Below are 18,873 nucleotides of genomic sequence, written 5' to 3' on the forward strand. Positions count from 1 at the left end.
ATGTCGAACGGTTGTGGCAGGCGCTTCATGAGACAATAACCCGAAATCACCAGTGCAGTTCAATGTGGCAACTGTTGAAAAAGGTCCATCACTTTATGAATACCGTCAGCCCATTCCCCGGGGGAAAACATGGGCTGGCTAAAGTGTAGCGGTATTAGGATCAGTTATTTAGTGTCACGATGTTGTTTGCGTTGGGAACGAGAGGTTTACAATTAAACGGAAGGGAACGGTGCAGGGCATATTTACGCGATCAAAACGAGTCGATATAACATCATTGTCAGGCGCCCTCCAGGGCCGGGGCCTGCCAGATAATGTAGAAGGGCAGTACCGCAGCTGCCCTTCTCTGTTTACCCGTCATACCCGTAAACACGGGTAGCGACGCAGAACCTTATCGTTCAGTCGTTCTGTAAACCTATCGCCGTGTGTGGCTAAAGAGATCCGGGCGATTGAGGTTAATATAATCGACGCCCGCCGCCGCAATTTCCTGATGAATCGCTATATCGTCATCACCGTAATAAACCATAATCTCAAGCCCGGTCTTACGGCTTGCTTCAAGAATACCGGGATGACGCATCTGCTCTACGTTTACCTCAATGATCGATGCATGATGCACGGTGGCAACGAGAGAGGGAGACATCGCGATATTGAGGGTCATCATTTTGCGAAAGTCCGGCGCAACGGCCTGAAGGCCAGCGCGCATCGTTTCGGAAAACGAAAAGAAAAACGTATCACGGACCATACCGAGATCGCGTACCAGTGCAGCCACTTTTACCGGATCGCAGTATTTCAGCTCAATATAAACGCCCGCGCGGCCGCGCAGATGTTCGAGATAGGCATCAAGTCGCGGCACCCTGGCGTCTTTAAAACGCTCATCGAACCAGCTTCCCGCATCCAGTGCATCAATATCGCGCGACAGAGCATGCCCAACAGGGCCCGTCCCGTTCGTGGTGCGATCCAGCGTCTCGTCATGGATAACGTAGAGCACACCATCGGCGCTCTCCCGTACATCCAGTTCAATGTAATCAGCCCCCTGTTCAAGCGCCAGATCGGCGGCAAAGAAGGTGTTCTCTGGCGCAAAATGGTTGGCGCCACGGTGTGATACGATTCGGGTCATGGAAATCTTGTCCTGTAAGCTAGCCAGCGTGAACCTGTCTGCTGGGGTGGCCGGTTACGGCGAGGTTGGCATGAAGATCGACGATGCGTTTACCGACAGCATTGAAGATCAGAGTCAGTTCGGGTTGGCACGCTACTCCTACCCGGGAACCAGGCGCATGACGCACCGCTTCACCATATTCCAGCGCGCGAAGCGTGCCGGCCGGCGTGTCAATCGTGTAGAAAACTTCACGCCCCATCGGCTCAACGGTCATGATCTCCCCACACAAGGGAGCCTCGTCAGCGGCAATAAGGTTGATATCTTCCGGACGCAGACCAAAACAAACGGGGCCGTCGTATTCGTGGTTCAGTTCGAGTGTCGTTTGCCCCAGGTGCAGAAACCCGCCGACGGCCTGTCCTTCCACAAGATTCATCGGCGGCGAGCCGATAAACCCTGCAACAAAGCGATCGGCCGGACGTCTGTACAGGTCATCAGGTGTACCAATCTGCACTATCTCGCCATGATTCATACAGATGATCCGATCGGCCATGGTAATGGCTTCCAGCTGGTCATGGGTGACGATCAAGGTGGTGAAGCCGAGACGTTTCTGGAGATTCTTGAGTTCCGTCCGCATGGTGATACGGAGCGTCGCGTCGAGGTTAGAAAGCGGTTCGTCGAGTAACAGAATATTCGGTTCCTTGACCAGAGCCCGCGCCAGCGCCACGCGCTGTTGCTGCCCCCCTGAAAGTTGCGACGGGCGTCGATCAAGCAGTGCGCTTATTTGCACCAGATTAGCCGCCTCTTCCACGCGCCTGGCAATGTGCTCCTTACCTGTTTTTTTAAAACGTAACGGAAAAGCGATGTTTTCGCGTACCGTCAGGTTCGGGTAAAGCGCATAAGACTGGAAGACGATACCGACGTTGCGATCGCGGGCATCGATGCGATTAACGTTGTGCCCGTCAAACGCGATCTCACCGCTGGTCGGCGCATAGAGCCCTGCCAGCAGAAACAGCGTTGTCGATTTACCGCATCCTGAGGGGCCGAGAATGGCGACGAATTCGCCGTTCTCAATGGTAAGATTCATCGGTTTCAGGACCTGAGTCTCACCCCAGTTTTTGCTGACATTGTTAAGAGTGATCGAGGCCATGACAATTATCCCTTGATACCGCCAAAACTCATTTGAGTGATGTATTTCTGCGTAAAGGTGTAGAGAACGAGCACAGGGAGTAAATAAATGATGCCCACAGCGGCGATCATGCCGTAATCCGCACCCGTATTATCCTGTGCGACAAAGAACAGGTAGAGGCTCATCGTCATCTGGCTTTTGTCGATAAGTAGCGTCTGAACAAAAACGTACTCCTCCCAACCACGTAAAAAGGTGAAGGTGGCAATCGCAATCAGTCCGCTACGCACCTGGGGCAACACCACCATACGAAAAGCCTGAAAACGGGTCGCACCGTCGGTCACCGCGCTCATTTCAATATCCCAGGGCACTGCGTCGAAAAAGCCCTTCAGGACGAAGATCGCATAAGGCAGCTCCAGCGCACTCATCACCATCACCACACCGAAAAGATGGTTGAGCAGGCCCATATAGTGAAGCTGGATAAAGATGGCGATGGTGAGCGCCAGCGCGGGGAAAGCATGTAACAGCAGCAAGCCGCGCAGAAAATTTTGCCGCCCGGCAAAGGCAAAGCGCGATAACGCGTAGGCGGCTGGGGTAGCGACGAGCGTGACAATCAGCGTTTGTGAAACGCCAAAGATCAGCGAGCTTCCAAGTGCCGTCCAGGCCGATGGCATCAGGTCCACGCGCGTGGTGCCCGTATTCGCGATGTCGCGCATCCAGAGAAAACGGTAGTTGTGCAACGTCATGTGTGGCATCAGAAAAATCATCACAAGCAGCAGCACAACGATCCCCAGCGCAGCCCAGGACAATACCGGTCTGCGTAAACGATCTGCCAGGAAAGCAAGCGCGATCGCTCCGATATACGCGACGCCCGCAATTGCGCTGGTGCGCCACAGAACAAGCCGGCTGACGGACGCATCAGACGTGGTCAGCGATTTGGCCAGAAGCCAGAGGTAAGGCAGCAGAATCGGCACTGACATCACCGTCAGGAAGAGAATGAGCGCAGAAAGGAAGCCGACACGGTTGATTGTGCCTCTGCGTTCAAGACGCGCCCATTTCGATTTGGCCACTGCCGGGTTTGGGACGAGTGACATCACAATACCTCGATTTTCGGCGCGGCAAACGTCGCGCGCATATTACTGACCCGCCATTGCATTAAGGTCACGCCTACGCCGATCACCATCAGGCCAAGCGCCAGCGCCGCGCCATAGGCGTAAGCCCCATTTTCAAAGGCGCGACGGTAGATATAGAGCGCATAAGGCGTCGAATCGTAGACGGGACCGCCACCGGTGATGAGCAGAATGTACTCGTAGGTCGTCAGCAAGGAGAGCCCCTGATAGATGGTGATAAACCGAATGGGCTGAGACAGTGCGGGGGCCACTACATAGCGCAGCACGCCCCATTCGCTCGCCCCATCCACTCGCGCCGCATTGGCAAGATGTGCAGGGATGGAACGAATGGATGAAGTCAGAATGACCATGGCAAACGATGCCCCGACCAGGCCATTTGCCACAATGATGAGAAACAAGGGGAAATCATTACGCAGATTCATGAGCGGCAGACCGAAGGATCCGGTTACCTGATTGAGCAAACCAGACGGCGTGGGATCGGCAACCCATATCCACAGAATACTGTAGAGGACGGCCGGTGACATGCGTGGCAAAAGCCAGAGACCGCGAAAAAGATTACCCAGCCTGTCGGGAATGGCCGTCGTTGTTATCGCCAACAGGACACCCAGCCCGACGTTAAAAATAAACAGCGTCGCCGTAACATAAATCAGCGTCGTCAGCAGCACCGCAGGCATGCGCGCATCGCGTAAGACAATCCGCTCGACGTTTTGCAGCGTGAAGTGACCGACCCGCAGATCAGCGCCCATATCGGTAAAGGCGATGACGGTATTGACGATAATGGGCGCCAGGAAAAAGACGGCCAACAGCGCGATAGCAGGCGCGAGATAGAACACAGGTCGGGCCGGCCGGTGCGCCCGAGGCTGAAACTGAGACATGACCACATCTCCCTGGAGAGTAAGCGACGCTTTACAGGCTAAGCACTATTTTTTGGCGACAGACGACCGGATTTCTATATCGTCGCCAAACTGCAGTTCGAGCTCTTCGGCGATAAAATCAACGGCCTGTTTTGCCGTCATTTTTCCTGTTTCAACCGCCTGGAGACCGCTGAACAGCACCTTGTTATAGCTGCCAAACTGGATATGATTGGGCACGAACTTCGCGTGTACCATCATGGGCGAAGCGGCTGACAGCACCCAGTTATCGCGGTATTTCGGCATCGCCGTTTGCGCGTTGCTGATGGCCGTGTGATAGGACGTCACAGCATGTTCGTTGTTGAAATAAGGCAACGTCGCCAGTGCCACCAGTTCGGCAGCAATGTCAGCATTTTTGCTTTTGGCGTTCACCGTGTAGAGAAGCGGATGCGACAGGTTTGAGGGCTGACCGCCCTTTTTGGCCGCAGGCGCCGGGATCCAGCCTATCTTATGAAAATACCCTTCTTTGTCTGTCGGCCAGACCGCGCCATTTTTGTCACCCAGTTGCCAGGCAACCGCCCAGACGCCCTGGTGAAAGATAAAGGCCTTCTCCTGCTTGAACGCGTTCTGAATGGCATCCCAGCTCATCGCCGTGTTATCGACCGGCGTCACTCCCTGCTTCGCATTGCGCTCATACCAGCCAAGCGCATCCGCCATTTCTGCTTTAGGGAAGATGAGCTTGCCGGTCTTGTCATCCATAAATTTCACGCCGTAAGACTGAAAAACCATCAGATAATCAATACCGACATTCGGTCGGTGCAACATGCCGTACTGAGCCGCTTTACCGTCCACGACCTCTTTGGCAAGGGCCGTCAGATCGTCCAGTGTAAAATCACCGGACTCCACCCTGGCCGGTATGGCGTTGATAAAGGCTTCATCCTTGCCGATTTTTCTCAACATATCTTTGTTGTAAAAAAACATGCGTATTTCAGCATCCTGCGGTATGCCATAGATCTTTCCATCGTTTGCCTTTGCCGACGCCCACAGGACGGGCAGGATGTCGCCATAGACCCACGGTGCCGCCGCGATCTTATCGTTCATTTGCATGGCATAGCCGTCCTTCGCAAACTGACCAATCCATTCATGGGGCAGCACATAAATATCCGGCCCTTGTCCGACGGACATCGCCTTCAGCATATCCATGGCGAAGTCGTCCCAGCCTTTGACAGCACTGCTATTGGCCTGAATCACAATATGTTTGTCGACGCCCGCAGCCTTAAATTGCTTGTTCATGATGTCGGCTGCATCTTCAATGTTGGTAATGCGGTTCGGTGCGCTACGCTCGGCGAGCGTGGCGAGTTTAATCGTTATCTCTTCTGCGTGGGTCATGCCAACACACAACGCGGACATCACGAGGGTGGCGAGGACAGTGAGTTTTTTTGACATGGTGTTTATTCCCGTTGTGCCTATTATTTAAGTAAGTTAATTTATTTAAATGACAGGTTCATGACCATGTGAAAACGACAGGGAGAAGGTGCGTTGACTTCATCAAAACATTGGGAAGGAATCGGTACGACCCAGTCGGCCGTACTACGTTATCTGCGTCGCAACGACGCCGCATCACGTGCTGAGATCGCCGATTGTTGCGGGGTGACAGCGGCGGCCGTCAGCATGATGACCCGCGATCTCATCAAGCGAGGTATCATCATCGAAGGAGCCCGGCGTTCATCTGGCCGGGGCGCGCCCCACATTGATCTGATGCTTAATTCCTCCATCGGCTATGCCGTTGGGATTCATGCCAGCCGCTTCTCTGTTACTCTAATGCTGCTTGATTTCAAAGGGAAACGGGTCGACGAAATTGAACTGACCGGCCACTATGATACCTTTGCCCGCGCCCGCTCAGAGATACAGAAGGGCCACAAAACGTTGCTTGAGAGAAACCACATACCGGATCATTTACTGATTGGCGCAGGCATTGCCATGCCGACGCGCTTCCAGCGCGGTCAGGCTCCGCTTCATCTGGCTCCCGAAGTGCTTTCCTGGGATGAATCCGGGCTGTTCGAAGCCATTCAGCAGGCGCTGGGCTGTCCGGTGTTAATCGAAAATGATGCCAATGCTGCCGCCATGGGCGAAATGACGCTAGGTAATGCGGCTAATCATGACGATTTTATCTATCTCTATCTGTCAGAGGGCGTCGGCAGTGGCCTTATCCTGGGAAAACAACGTTATCGCGGTCATCTGGGCAATGCGGGCGAAATTGGGCTGCTGCTGCCACTCGACAGGCCCCGCCCCTCTTTTACTGACCTTGCGGCGTGGTGTAAGCATCGCCTTGGCCAGATACCTGAAGGCCGCGCTGAGGCTGTCTGGCACCATTTTCTTAGCGAAAACACAGCGGTTCTCGACGAATGGATCGCACGTACTGGCCCGGAGATCGCCCGGCTGGGCTTTATGCTGAATGCGGTCCTCGCGCCAGCGGCGATCTATCTGGGTGGGACACTTCCGCAGATGGTGCGTGAACGGCTTGCGGCCTGGCTCGACTTTTCCACTGTGGATACGTTAAACGGCACACCTGTCGTGCAGCCTGAAATCTGTCTGCCGGACGTCGCGGCCACGGATACGGTCGCATTCGGAGCCGCCGCCATGGTCCTGCATAATGTTGCTCAGCAGGATAACGGGCATCGCGACGGGGTCAACTGACCGCTCAGCGGCGGTGACGGAATGAAGGAAACCGACGCGGCAAACATCGGCGACGGTTCTCTGAGTTGGCCTGCGGATAAACAGGTCTCTGTGAAATGAGAGCCAGTTCGCAGCGAGCGTCGGTTTATTTGCGACCGCAGCGTGGGACAGGTTTGGCTTAATTTGCCCGCACTATAATCCCCATTTGGGGCCAGCCGGTGAAAGCGTGATCGGGATGGGCTTGCCGCATACCGCCACGCGTGGTGCAGAAGGCGTGTTCCACTGAAAAAGACAGATATGCCAGCCGCCGGGAATAAGACGCGAACGGTCAATAATCCCATCCGCGTCTGTTGCTCTGGCTTTATCTGCGTTGTGCCATGAATCTGGGATTCGCCCCTGCTGCAGCGCCGTTCGCCAGCTGCCGTCAGCGGCTTCTGGCAGGATTCCCAGTTGCTCACATTTTGCCCTATCGCGCTGATCTACCAACCAGGCCCCTGACAGGCGTAGTGGAATCAGGACGCGTGAAAGGCCATCCTCACGCATATAGCCCGATACCGCCATGATGGACCATTCCGGCAGCGGACTCATATACAAGGCCGGTTGCCCGTGGCGATGATAACGCCCCGCGCTTTGCGGGCCGGGTGCGGCAAGCACCACCTGCGCCTTCGCGGTTAACACAGCGCGATAAAAAAGGCCGCCCACGGGCAATAGTGCGTGATGCATGTTTGTCTTTTCTCCCGCAACAACCCCATCCCTGCGATTGCTGAACGCGCCAGTTAATCGCTTAGTGCGTAGCCACGAACCAGCCCGACCTGTCGGCGCATGTCTGCCTTGCCTGCGCACAAGCCGGTGATACACAGGCGCGGGGCCAGCCGATCATCAGATTCGTTCCATCTGCCCGGACGACACGGTGTGATGCCGTTTAGGATGCGACTTTGGATGCGCCGGATTACATTGCTCATGTGTGCCGGGCAGATAAAATCTGCCGTCCTGAGAGGGCGCAGTACCGCCGGGACAACCATTCATGCCGCGCTGACCATTGTGGCCAGGCAACCCAGCACCGCCAGGTTGATTGTCCATACTTCCGCCGTTACCGCCCGCTCCGCCATTTCCACCTTCCCCACCGTTCCCCCCTGGCGCGGCATAGCAGACTGATGCGGTTAACAACAAAATAAGCAAAGCAGCGCCTCTGCGCATGGTGTGACCTCCGTGATTCGCGATTATTTTTCGACAGTAATGACATCCGGCGTTTGCGCCACAATCTTCAACGGCGTGCCTTTTATAGCCTGTCCGAGCGCTTCACGAAGCGTCATGGTGCCCTCTACAGGATTCACCTGAACAGCCCCAGTGCGCGACAAATCCGTCTGGATAAAACACCCGGTACCGTGCACCAACTGTTGCGCCGTTTCGTCAAAGCGCGACAAATGAAGATTGTAGGTCGCTTCCGCATCACATTTACCCGCAGGGATGTGGCCAGAAGATGACTGGCTGCACGACGTACACGTCAGCGCCAGCAGCAAGCAGGCTGAGTTGAAGGATGTGAAATGCATAACGCCTCCGGACACAGGAAAACTTGTGTCTTTGTCCCATAGTCAACTGTTTCTGTCAGCGTGCAGAGTATGTCTGAGTGTGATCGCAGGCGAGGAGGTGGGAAATGTGCGGCTCGCTATCGTGCCGCTTCGCACTGGCGGTAATGACCTGTCTTTGCAGAGAAAGCGAGAGCAGCGATGCACAGAGAAAGTCACGTTTACGGTGTCGTGCTCACCGGGCGCGACGGAACGCGTCTTCGCCGTCCCTGGCGCTACCATGATTTTACGGTGATGTGTCCTGTGTACACAAAACGGAACCGTAGCGGGCATGGCGCCCTTTCCTGTCTGGGCGTCATGCCCGTTTTTGCTGCGCATTGACAAGATGCTGGGGTTGATTGATCGCTTTGCGCGCAATCCAGTAGAGCAGAACCCGCTCATCGTCACTGTCGCGGTCCGCCATTGACAATAATTTCAGTGCCAGGGTAGATTTCGTGACAGGCTGCTGTTCTGCGCTCAGTTCGATCACTGCCTGACCGATAATGCAGCAAACTTCATCCTCACTGGTGATGGATTCATATGTCCGGTCTTTCATATTTCCTCCTGTTGAATGGACTTTAAGCCTGGCAAAAAAATGCTAAGCCTGCCGGGAAAACAGGTTGGCCGTAACATTCCCTTACTGCTGTTTACCTGCCTTCATTACCTTGACTCACCTCGTTACACTTACCCCACGCGGCCATTCATTCCGCCCTGACAGCATTTCATTCCGCGTTGCATTCCGTTCATGCGCTTTCCGCCCTCGCGCGTAGGGGTTTTGGTTATTCTGACGCCAGTATTCAGTTTCCCCCTGGGAGTAACATAATGAACGCGACTCAACAGACTGCCCACCAGCGTACGCGCTGGCTCACACTTATCGGTACGGTGATAACCCAGTTAGCGCTGGGGTCCGTTTATACCTGGAGCTTATTCAATGGTCAGCTCGCGCAAAAACTGGATGCGCCCGTAAGCCAGATCGCATTTTCATTTGGTTTACTGAGCCTGGGGCTGGCCATCTCTTCTTCACTGGCTGGCAAGCTGCAGGAGCGTTTTGGCGTCCGTAAGGTGACTATCGGCGCAGGTATATTGATGGCGCTGGGATTAGGGCTGACCGCCCATGCAGATAATCTGATCATGCTGTACCTGAGCGCGGGCGTGTTGTTAGGTCTGGCCGATGGCGCAGGGTATCTGATGACGCTATCCAACTGTGTGAAATGGTTTCCTGAACGTAAAGGCATGATATCGGCCTGCGCCATTGGCGCTTACGGTCTGGGAAGTCTGGGATTTAAATTCATTTGCGGAGCACTGTTGGCACGATTTGGGCTTGAACAGACCTTTGTGCTCTGGGGCCTGCTGGCAATGGCGATGATTATTGCTGGCGGACTGATGATGCGCGATGCGCCGCTGCAATCTGCGTCAGCTACCCAGGCAGAAGCGACGCGTCAGTATACGTTGGCCGAATCGGTGCGTCTGCCACAGTACTGGATGCTGGCGTTGATGTTTCTGACTGCCTGTATGAGCGGGCTGTATGTGATTGGCGTTGCAAAAGACATCGGGGAAGGTTTGGTTCACCTCAGCACACAGACCGCCGCTAACGCCGTCACGGTCATCGCGGTAGCAAACCTGAGTGGTCGGTTAGTACTGGGCGTGCTGTCCGATAAAATGGTGCGTATTCGCGTGATCTCACTGGCCCAACTGGTTTCACTGATCGGTATGAGCCTGATGCTGTTTACACAGATGAATCAAACCACGTTTTTCCTGTCCCTGGCCTGCATTGCGTTTAGCTTCGGCGGCACCATTACCGTCTTCCCTTCGCTGGTCAGTGACTTTTTCGGCTTGAATAATCTGACCAAAAATTATGGCCTGATTTATCTCGGCTTTGGCATTGGCAGCGTAATGGGTTCGCTGGTGGCTTCACTGTTTGGCGGCTTTACGGTCACTTTCAGCCTCATTATGACCCTGCTGGTTATATCACTGGTGCTGTCACTGACAATCCGCCTGCCGCAGAGCCAGCCAGCCCATGAACCGCTGTTGCAGCGTCAGTAACGTTACAGGGCCAGATAAGCCTGGCCCTCATCATCAGCCGCGAAAACGCGGCTCTTCCATACCGGCCACGTCGACATCCACCGCAAAAATATCGCCCGACTGCGGATAGCGGGCGAGATCCTCTTCGCTGAGGTTTTCGCGTGAGCTGGTGATGAACAGCGTCTTGAGATCGCTGCCGCCAAACGTCACCATGGTGGGCCATTTTACCGGCAGTGTAATCTCATCGACGATTTCACCGTCGTGCGGATCAATACGCACGACGCGTCCGCCGTCAAACAGGGCTGACCAGTAATAGCCCTCACTGTCGACAGCCGCCCCATCGGGCAAGCCACCACGGGCATCAAACCGCCGGAAGATTTCACGCTGCCCCGGCTCGCCCTGAGCATCAAGCGGATAGCGATAGAGCACTTCATTCGGCGTATCGCTGTGATACATCCACTGACGGTCAGGAGAAAAGGCAACGCCATTGGAAATTTTGATGTCGCGTGCCTTCACCTCAAGCGTCAAATCAGGTGTTACGCGACAAAGCAAGCCGCCGTTTTTATCCTGTGGCTCCCATAAACTGCCGCACCAGAAATTACCCCAGGGGTCCACGCGGCCATCATTGAAGCGGCTTTTCCCGGCGATACCGGGATTATCCACCACTTTTTTTTGCGGTTTCCCCTGCTCGTCCAGCAGCCAGACGCCGCTACGCAGTGCGGCAATGATACCGCCCTGTTCCCGCAGGCCGATGCATCCGACTTCTTCTGCCTGGGGAAATGTGGAGAGCTCACCACTCGCCGGATCGAAACGATGGATGGCCGGTGCCAGAATATCCACACACCACAGCACCTGTTCCTGCACAGCCCAGAGCGGACATTCTGCCAGCTCTGCCTGAAGCGGCAGAACGTTTTTTACCCTATGCGTCATGTTTGTCTCCCTTTAATTGTCCTGATATTACTGTAGCGCTAATTTCCATCTTCACACATTCACGTCAGCCTTGTTTTTAAGACAGGTCTCACGCATATTAATACCTATTCGGTCTATTCCGATTGGAATATGCGCTCACCCTCTTTTTCGCGTTCTTTTTTGAAATATCGCGACATATTTATCGAAATAACTCTACACAGGCTGCATTTTTGCTGCACTTTTTCGGCGTATTATCCTGAGTATTGAAAAAGAGGAGGTGCCGTATGCCAGACATCGTTACCGCCGCGCTGTTCCCTCAGTCGGTAGCCTTTATTTCTTCTGGACAGGAGGCGTTATCCGCAGACGTTCCAGCGCAGCAGAAAGGAGGCATAAAACAAAATGATATTCACTGAAGGGCAAAGATTTCACACAGCATAATATAAAAAGAAGGTGGGATATAATCCCACCTCATTTATTCATTAACTTTTCACTGCGTAATTACACTGATACCAGGTTTTCTTTAAACCTGGTATTGTGCTGTCCTGAACAGGGAGTGACTCTACTTTATCAAAACCTTTATTGCTGCAGTAATTCGCGATATCAATTTCCATTGCATCACGATTCACTTTCAGCGGGTCGAAACGATATTGTACGGTATTTGAACTGGGATCTTCATCAACACGTTCAAACGCCCCGGGTTTACTGGCGGTACAACCGCTCAGAAAAATAAGTGCAAATGCACCCATGATTGCCATTTTCATTTTATTTCCTCACATTTTGACGCAGTGTAAGGCGCTGCAAAATGCGCATCTATAGGATTAGTACGCGAACAACTGCGTATTTACGAAGTTTTACCAATTGATTCAATACGGTTAAACAACTGGCAGGTTATGCCAATAAACTGCGACACTGATTCCAGTGAAAAGCCTCACGAACAACACCAGGAATTACTCTAAAAAAAGCCTCTCTCAGCATTTAGCCCGCCACTGGCGGGCTTTTTTCTTTTTAACCTTCGCCTGAAAGCGCAATCATTCTACGAAGCAGATTGGCGGCTTGCTTGTCCGGGAGTGCGAGGATGGCACTATAAAGATCGACAGACATGGCACACATGGAAGACCGATCAACGGCGGCATCGGCAGGCATATTCAGCTGTTGCAGCTTATTGCCCCACTTCAGGTAGAGATGGTCGACGATGGTTTTGAGATCGTGCTGCGCCTGCTTGCGGTCCAGCGGTTGTTCGTCCCCCAGACTGTTAAGCAGCAAATACTCGGTGGCATCGGCATCTTTTTGGTTCAGGCTGGCGGGCAGAGTTTCAACCAGATTGATACCGCCCTTCACCTGCGGATAAAGGAACTAAAAACAGAGGCCCGGGTCAATTTTATTGAGCGTCTGCATTTCTTCCACCGAGACGCCAATATATTTCAATACGGCCGCGTCAGTACCCCGCATAAGGCGCTGATTGATCACATCCGTCAATAACCCGCGCAGTTCGCCCGTTGCCTGCAACATGGGTTCGCCTTCACGCAGTTTGCGCGCCAGATCGCGCGTCAGTATTTGCCACAGCGCGGGTTCCTGAGTGCGCAGCACCCGATATACCGTAGCCTGTGCCATATAATCTGCCGCGCGCTCGTAGCGTTTCTCCTGCTGCTGCTGAGGCTGGATCCAGCTGAACCATAAAACATTCGACAACAACAGCGGCAGGATAAAAAGAACCACACCCTGCCACGCTTTAAGCCGGGTGGTTCTGACTAACATAACGATGATAATCGCCAGCAGCACAAAGGCGGCCAGCGTAAGAAAAAGCAGGAGAGTCATACTACGTTGTTAATCCTTACGCACATCGATCAGTACCGGGCAATGCGCGCGTTCAACCACAGCGGCACTCACAGATCCTTTTAATAACCGGTTAAAGGGCGATAAATGACGTCGCCCCATAATAATCATGCTGGCATTGAGCTGCTGGGACTGGGCCACGATTGTCTCCGCCGCTTCGCCGGCCAGAATCATACCACGCGCCTTAATGCCGGCCTGGAGCAAGGGTGCCAGGGCATGACGCACCACCATTTCAGCGGTATTTTGCTCATCCTGCGCGGCCACAAAATCTGCCGGATCTTCACCGGCATCAATATCAATGGGCTGGCTACAGGATGAATAGGCGGGATCGATACAACACAGCACAATCACTTGTGCATCATGCGCCTGTGCTTCTTCGATCGTTAACGACACCACTTTCTTCGCGACCGGTGAATTATCGATAGCCATTAATACTGTTTTCATTGAGCACTCATCCTTCAACAGCGGCAATTTTGCCAATTTCACGAATCAGAGCCTGTTTGCACAGCAACATTTCTTCACGATAGCGTGATTCATGCTTCTTAAACCGCGCCGTGGGCACCAGTAAGGAGACCGCAAAGCGGCCAAACAGCGTATCGAGCGCAAAGGCCATGGTTGAAACGCCTTCAAGGGTTTCACCACGGTCGTAGGAAATGCTGGTTTCACGCACTTCCCGAAGCATCTCTAACAGTGCTGCCTGCGTCTTAACCGTCTTGTCCGTCAGTTCGCGCCAGGCATCCCCCACCAGCGTCCGGACGTCTTCATCGCTTTCCAGCGCCAGCAAGGCGCGGCCACCCGAGGTGCTGTAGAGCGGCAGCTCCAGTCCGATACGGGGAACCACCCGCAGCTCGCGCGACGCCACAACATAATGAATGACGGCAAGCTGCGCACCACTGGCGCGGGACAGGGAGACCGTTTCATTGGTATCCGCCGACAGTTTTTCCAGCAGTGGCTTGACCAAATCGACCACATCCGTGTTCACGCTGGCGAGCAGCTTCAGTAAAGCTGGCCCGAGACGCAATCCGCCCGCCCCACTGCTTCGAACCAGTTCGGCGCTGTCCAGCGCGGCCACAATGCGCTGTACGGTAGAACGCGGCAGATCAACCGCATGCGCGATTTCGCCCAGACTCATGCCACCGGGATGCTCGCCCAGAGCATTAAGAATTTTAGCCGCGCGCGCAATAACCTGAATACCGCCCGTTTTTTCATCTTCGCGGCTGGATGATTGTTGAGTCATAGCGTCGTCCTTTTTGAGCTGGCTTACTGTAACCCGAAAAGCGCACGTTTTACAGCGTGTACCACATTGCAATACAGCATATTGCCATGTAATATCGCCTCGCCTGTATCGCATCGCATCTCAATACATCGAACCAAAAAAACAATGAGACACCTGCTATGACGACCCAGCCTGGCACTGCGCCGCCGCTGCATCCCTTTACCTTACGTCTCGCCCTGGGCCTGCTTGGCGTCTGGATCGCGGCGCTGACCTCCGGGCTCAACGATCGCGTCAGTGATATTGCGCTGGCCGATATTCGTGCTGCTCTCGGTATGGGCTACGACGACGGAAGCTGGATTGTTTCGGCTTATCAGGCTGCCGAAGTGGCCGCCATGATGATTGCGCCGTGGTTCGCGGTGACGTTTTCCCTGCGCCGCTTTACGTTATTTGTTTCGGTCGGCTTTATGCTGTCCGGAATACTGTTACCGCTGATGACCGATCCTGTGCTGTTTATGGCATTACGCGTGATCCAGGGGCTCTTTGGCGGCGCGCTGCCGCCGATGCTGATGACCGTCGCCCTGCGTTTTCTGCCACCGCCGTTCAAGCTCTATGGATTAGGCGCCTATGCCCTTACTGCCACCTTCGGGCCGAATATGGCCGCGTCGCTGGCCGCCTTCTGGACCGATCAGGTCAGCTGGATGTTTGTCTTCTGGCAGGTTGTGCCCGGTATGCTGATTGCCCTCGTATTAACCGGCTGGGGATTGCCCCAGGATCCGTTGCGCACAGAACGTTTTCAGCAGATCGATCTGTTCGGGATGCTCACAGGCTGTAGCGGGATGGTGTTAATCATTCTGGTACTCAGCCAGGGCGAACGGCTTGACTGGCTGGATTCTCCGCTGATTGCCGCTATGCTGCTGGCCGCCGTACCGTTACTCATCGTCTTTTTAATCAATGAGTGGTTCCATCCCCTGCCGCTGTTTAAGTTGCAGATGCTGCGGCGACCTAACCTGCTGCACGGCCTGCTGGTGCTGGCCGGCGTCCTGATCGTGTCGCTGTCTGGCTCTGCCCTGCCTTCCAGCTATTTTGCCCAGGTCGATGGCTTTCGCATCGCCCAGTTCGCGCCGCTGGCGTTGACCATTGGGTTGCCCCAGCTCATTGTGGCGCCGTTGCTTGCCGCCCTGCTGAATATCCGCTGGATTGACTGTCGCTGGATGCTGGCAGTGGGCTTGTGCTTCCTGATTGCCTCCTGCCTGCTCGGTATGCAGATCACAACGGACTGGGCGCGGGATAACTTCTGGCTGATTCAGGCGTTGCAGGCCGTAGGCCAGCCGATGGTGATTCTGCCCGTGCTGATGAGCGCGACCAGCGTGGTAGCACCGCCTGAAGGACCTTTTGCCTCGGCGATGTTCAACACGGTACGCGGGTTTTCCAGCATTGCGGCCTCTACCCTGGTGTCATGGTTTGTCAGCCATCGTGAACAGTTTCACTCCAGTATCCTCGTCAACCAGGCGGGCAGCAGGCCGTGGCTGATGACCGCCCCCAACAGCAGTCAGGCCAGCAGTCAGTTTCCGCTGTTGCCCGATGGCAGCGTGAGTTCCGTCGAGAATCTGCGCGGCTTTGCTACCCAGATAAAGCACCAAGCGCTGGCGCTCGGCCTGAGTGATACTTGGCTGCTGCTGATCGATTTTGCGCTGCTGCTGCTGGTCGTCACCGCCTGGCTGCCCAAACGCGTCTGGCCGCCCCAAACCTTGATTCAACCTGCAACCTCCACGTCGAGATAACTGTATATGCGTGCTTTAGTAATGAGAAAAACCGTGCTGCTTTCCCTGCTGCTGCTGGTTTTGCTGGCGATGGCGCTGATTGTCTGGTCCGTGATGACCCGTAACGATCACCGTACCAATGATGCCTGGGTCAATGCCGATTACACCCTTGTTGCGCCCAAAGTGTCGGGGTACATCGCCAGCGTCAGGGTGAAAGATAACCAGCAGGTTGCCGCCGGTGAACTCCTGGCGACGCTGGACGATCGCGATTACAAAGTGGCACTGGAAAGCGCGGAGGCCGCATTGCAGGTAAGTGAAGCCAAACTATTGAGCAGCAAAGCACAGCTGGAGCAGCAGCAATCGGTCATTGATGAACAGAAGGCCAGCGTTTCCGCCAGTCAGGCTTCGGCGCAATATGCCGGACAGAGTGCCGAACGCTATAACCGTCTCTATCAGCGCGGCACCGTTGCCGCTGACGAGCAGCAAAAAGCAAGCTCGGCGCAGCGCTCTGCCAGCGCCGCGGTGCGTCAGAGTGAAGCCGCGCTCGCTTCTGCGATTAAGCAGGTTGGCGTGCTGCAGGCAGCCGTCCGATCCGCCGAAGCGGATGTTGCTGCCGCCCGAGCCAGCGTCGATCAGGCACGTCTTAATCTGTCTTACACCCGCATTGTGGCCCCGGTGGCCGGCATGGTGGGACAGCGCGCAGTGCGCCTGGGCGCCTATGTTTCCGCCGGCACCCGTTTGCTGGCGGTGGTGCCGTTACAACAAACCTATATCACCGCGAATTATCTGGAAACGCAGTTGCAGGATGTGCGTCCGGGTCAACCCGTCCGCATCAGGGTAGATGCTTTGCCTGACCAGATTTTTACCGGTCACGTCGACAGTATTGCCCCCGCGACAGGCGCGACATTTGCGGCGATTGCTCCCGATAATGCGACCGGCAACTACACGAAAGTGGTTCAGCGATTACCGGTTAAAATTGTCCTGGACCAGAACCAGAAAAACCTGGCGCAACTCCGCGTGGGCATGTCGGCAGTGCCGGACATTGACGTTCGATAAAAATGTGAACAAACTCTCAGAACCAAACTATTTATTTTCGGTCTGAATACGCGTAGATTAGCCCCGATCCTGTTCTGAGTTATTCAGTTCGTACGGGAGATCGTTGACCGTAAATCTGAACGGCGACCTTATCCTTTCTGTCCGCGTTGCGCTGGATGGGATCGCCAATATCGTAACCGCTCAGAGGAGTTCGCTTGTGAAATATGCGCTGATGGGAATTTCTTTCTTTGTACTACTTTGGGTCGGCACCTTTGTGCTGATGCTGTAGTCTCTGCAGGCATTCCACAGGGGCGACAGGTGGTCGCCCCAATGGGATGTTAAATCTGTTCTTCCATACTTTTCACGCTACCCGGCAAAATGCCGTCGGCGCGAAACATCGCCTTAATGCCTCTTACCGCCTGTCGGATACGATCGCTGTTTTCAATCAGTGCAAAACGGACGTGCGTATCGCCATAATCACCGAAGCCCACGCCGGGTGAAACGCATACTTTCGCTTCCTGCAGCATGTGCTTGGCAAATTCCAGCGAGCCCAGATGCGCATAATGATCCGGAATCTTTGCCCAGACGTACATCGACGCTTTGGGAATATCCACCATCCAGCCCGCTTCATGCAGCCCTTTCACCAGCACGTCGCGGCGACGTTTATACTGTTCGGCAATATCGCGCACGCACTGCTGATCCCCTTCCAGGGCCGCAATCGCCGCGACCTGTAAGGGCGTAAAGGTGCCGTAATCGTGGTAGCTCTTGATTCGGGCTAAGGCGGCGACCAGCTCTTTGTTGCCCACCATAAAACCTATGCGCCAGCCGGCCATGTTATAGCTTTTTGACAGGGTGAAAAATTCGACGGCCACATCCCGTGCGCCAGGCACCTGCATAATGGACGGCGCTTTCCAGCCATCATAGACGATATCGGCATAGGCCAGATCGTGAATGACCAGCACGTTGTACTGTTTGGCCAGCGCGATGACGCGCTCAAAAAAGTCCAGCTCTACGCACTGAGAAGTGGGATTCGACGGGAAACCCAGCACCATCATTTTAGGTTTAGGATAGCTCTCGCGAATAGCACGCTCCAGCTCATTGAAGAAATCAATGCCCTCCACCAGCGGGACGGAGCGCACCTGAGCGCCTGCGATAACGGCCCCATAGATATGAATGGGATAGCTGGGATTCGGCACCAGCACCGTGTCGCCATGGTCAAGCGTGGCCAGCATCAGGTGAGCCAGACCTTCTTTGGAACCAATGGTGACTATCGCTTCCGATTCGGGATCAATATCTACCTGATAACGCTCCTGATACCAGCGTGAAATAGCACGCCGCAGGCGAGGAATACCGCGCGATGTGGAATAGCCGTGCGTATCTTCACGTTGAGCCACCTGGCACAGTTTTTCGACAATGTGCGGCGGCGTCGCGCCATCGGGATTACCCATTGAAAGGTCGATGATATCTTCGCCGCGCCGACGCGCAGCCATCTTCAGTTCAGCGGTAATGTTAAAGACGTAAGGGGGCAGGCGTTCAATACGCGAGAAACGACGAGTGGTGCTGTTATCAGCCATGGTATCCTCTGGAAACGTTAGCGCCCGGACCGTCCGAGCGACGCTGGTCACTGCGGTGACCTCAACAAGAACATAACGCGCTAATA

The 18,873-nt window shown here is 54.6% G+C and carries 18 protein-coding genes and 2 pseudogenes; 6 read left to right on the forward strand and 14 right to left on the reverse strand.

Annotated features, from left to right (window positions below):
- Nucleotides 1–149: pseudogene (locus F7Q90_RS17755) on the forward strand (IS630 family transposase); the annotation flags it as partial.
- A gap of 263 nt (nt 150–412) precedes the next feature.
- Here the strand turns inward: F7Q90_RS17755 and ugpQ are convergent.
- The 5 genes from ugpQ to F7Q90_RS17780 are packed head-to-tail and all read right to left on the reverse strand — an operon-like array spanning nt 413 to nt 5,643.
- Nucleotides 413–1,114, reverse strand: coding sequence for a glycerophosphodiester phosphodiesterase (ugpQ, locus tag F7Q90_RS17760; protein WP_006120339.1), 702 nt, complete (start codon nt 1,112–1,114; stop codon nt 413–415).
- A 19-nt stretch (nt 1,115–1,133) separates the two neighbouring features.
- Entirely contained in the window at nt 1,134–2,240 is a 1,107-nt protein-coding gene (locus F7Q90_RS17765; RefSeq protein WP_006120340.1) for an ABC transporter ATP-binding protein, read from the reverse strand.
- 5 nt (nt 2,241–2,245) lie between these two features.
- Nucleotides 2,246–3,310 carry a carbohydrate ABC transporter permease gene (locus F7Q90_RS17770; protein WP_006120342.1) on the reverse strand — a complete coding sequence of 355 codons (1,065 nt, stop codon included), beginning with the start codon at nt 3,308–3,310 and terminating at the stop codon, nt 2,246–2,248.
- Entirely contained in the window at nt 3,310–4,221 is a 912-nt protein-coding gene (locus F7Q90_RS17775; RefSeq protein WP_033740753.1) for a carbohydrate ABC transporter permease, read from the reverse strand. The genes F7Q90_RS17770 and F7Q90_RS17775 overlap by 1 nt, the downstream gene beginning before the upstream one ends.
- Nucleotides 4,222–4,266: 45 nt before the next feature.
- On the reverse strand, nt 4,267–5,643 hold the full coding sequence (locus F7Q90_RS17780) for an ABC transporter substrate-binding protein (RefSeq protein ID WP_006120344.1): 1,377 nt from the start codon (nt 5,641–5,643) through the stop codon (nt 4,267–4,269).
- A 93-nt stretch (nt 5,644–5,736) separates the two neighbouring features.
- On the opposite strand from F7Q90_RS17780, the gene F7Q90_RS17785 reads away from it, so the two are divergent.
- On the forward strand, nt 5,737–6,894 hold the full coding sequence (locus tag F7Q90_RS17785; protein WP_006120345.1) for an ROK family transcriptional regulator: 1,158 nt from the start codon (nt 5,737–5,739) through the stop codon (nt 6,892–6,894).
- 171 nt (nt 6,895–7,065) lie between these two features.
- Here F7Q90_RS17785 and F7Q90_RS17790 read toward each other — a convergent pair whose 3' ends face one another.
- From F7Q90_RS17790 to F7Q90_RS17800, 3 genes are all read right to left on the reverse strand, one after another.
- The gene (locus F7Q90_RS17790; protein WP_044242355.1) at nt 7,066–7,596 is read right to left on the reverse strand and encodes an RES family NAD+ phosphorylase; all 531 of its coding nucleotides are present in this window, start codon (nt 7,594–7,596) and stop codon (nt 7,066–7,068) included.
- 497 nt (nt 7,597–8,093) lie between these two features.
- The gene (locus tag F7Q90_RS17795) at nt 8,094–8,423 is read right to left on the reverse strand and encodes an STN domain-containing protein (RefSeq protein ID WP_006120348.1); all 330 of its coding nucleotides are present in this window, start codon (nt 8,421–8,423) and stop codon (nt 8,094–8,096) included.
- A gap of 331 nt (nt 8,424–8,754) precedes the next feature.
- A complete protein-coding gene (locus F7Q90_RS17800; RefSeq protein WP_006120349.1) occupies nt 8,755–8,994 on the reverse strand; it encodes a hypothetical protein in 240 nt (79 codons plus the stop codon).
- A 266-nt stretch (nt 8,995–9,260) separates the two neighbouring features.
- Between F7Q90_RS17800 and F7Q90_RS17805 the strand changes: the two genes are divergently transcribed.
- Nucleotides 9,261–10,481, forward strand: a complete 1,221-nt coding sequence (locus F7Q90_RS17805) for an L-lactate MFS transporter (protein ID WP_006120351.1) — start codon at nt 9,261–9,263, stop codon at nt 10,479–10,481.
- Nucleotides 10,482–10,514: 33 nt separating this feature from the next.
- Here the strand turns inward: F7Q90_RS17805 and F7Q90_RS17810 are convergent, their stop codons facing one another.
- The 5 genes and pseudogenes from F7Q90_RS17810 to F7Q90_RS17830 form a co-directional block, all read right to left on the reverse strand.
- Entirely contained in the window at nt 10,515–11,390 is an 876-nt protein-coding gene (locus F7Q90_RS17810) for an SMP-30/gluconolactonase/LRE family protein (RefSeq protein WP_006120352.1), read from the reverse strand.
- 458 nt (nt 11,391–11,848) lie between these two features.
- On the reverse strand, nt 11,849–12,130 hold the full coding sequence (locus F7Q90_RS17815) for a hypothetical protein (protein WP_006120355.1): 282 nt from the start codon (nt 12,128–12,130) through the stop codon (nt 11,849–11,851).
- Between the two features lie 244 nt (nt 12,131–12,374).
- Nucleotides 12,375–13,184: pseudogene (locus F7Q90_RS17820) on the reverse strand (hypothetical protein).
- Nucleotides 13,185–13,193: 9 nt separating this feature from the next.
- Nucleotides 13,194–13,646, reverse strand: coding sequence for a universal stress protein (locus tag F7Q90_RS17825; protein ID WP_006120358.1), 453 nt, complete (start codon nt 13,644–13,646; stop codon nt 13,194–13,196).
- Between the two features lie 7 nt (nt 13,647–13,653).
- A complete protein-coding gene (locus tag F7Q90_RS17830; protein WP_006120359.1) occupies nt 13,654–14,439 on the reverse strand; it encodes an IclR family transcriptional regulator in 786 nt (261 codons plus the stop codon).
- Between the two features lie 158 nt (nt 14,440–14,597).
- Here F7Q90_RS17830 and F7Q90_RS17835 point away from each other — a divergent pair, with 158 nt between their 5' ends.
- The 3 genes from F7Q90_RS17835 to ypdK all read left to right on the forward strand — a co-directional run bounded on the left by F7Q90_RS17835 (nt 14,598) and on the right by ypdK (nt 17,502).
- Entirely contained in the window at nt 14,598–16,199 is a 1,602-nt protein-coding gene (locus F7Q90_RS17835) for an MFS transporter (RefSeq protein ID WP_006120360.1), read from the forward strand.
- A gap of 6 nt (nt 16,200–16,205) precedes the next feature.
- A complete protein-coding gene (locus F7Q90_RS17840; protein WP_006120361.1) occupies nt 16,206–17,234 on the forward strand; it encodes an HlyD family secretion protein in 1,029 nt (342 codons plus the stop codon).
- A 196-nt stretch (nt 17,235–17,430) separates the two neighbouring features.
- On the forward strand, nt 17,431–17,502 hold the full coding sequence (gene ypdK / locus F7Q90_RS27265) for a membrane protein YpdK (RefSeq protein WP_006120362.1): 72 nt from the start codon (nt 17,431–17,433) through the stop codon (nt 17,500–17,502).
- 49 nt (nt 17,503–17,551) lie between these two features.
- On the opposite strand, the gene alaC is transcribed toward ypdK, so the two are convergent.
- On the reverse strand, nt 17,552–18,787 hold the full coding sequence (alaC, locus tag F7Q90_RS17850) for an alanine transaminase (protein ID WP_006120363.1): 1,236 nt from the start codon (nt 18,785–18,787) through the stop codon (nt 17,552–17,554).
- Nucleotides 18,788–18,873 lie beyond the last annotated feature (86 nt).

It is taken from the genome of Pantoea stewartii subsp. stewartii (assembly GCF_008801695.1).
GTDB lineage: Bacteria > Pseudomonadota > Gammaproteobacteria > Enterobacterales > Enterobacteriaceae > Pantoea > Pantoea stewartii.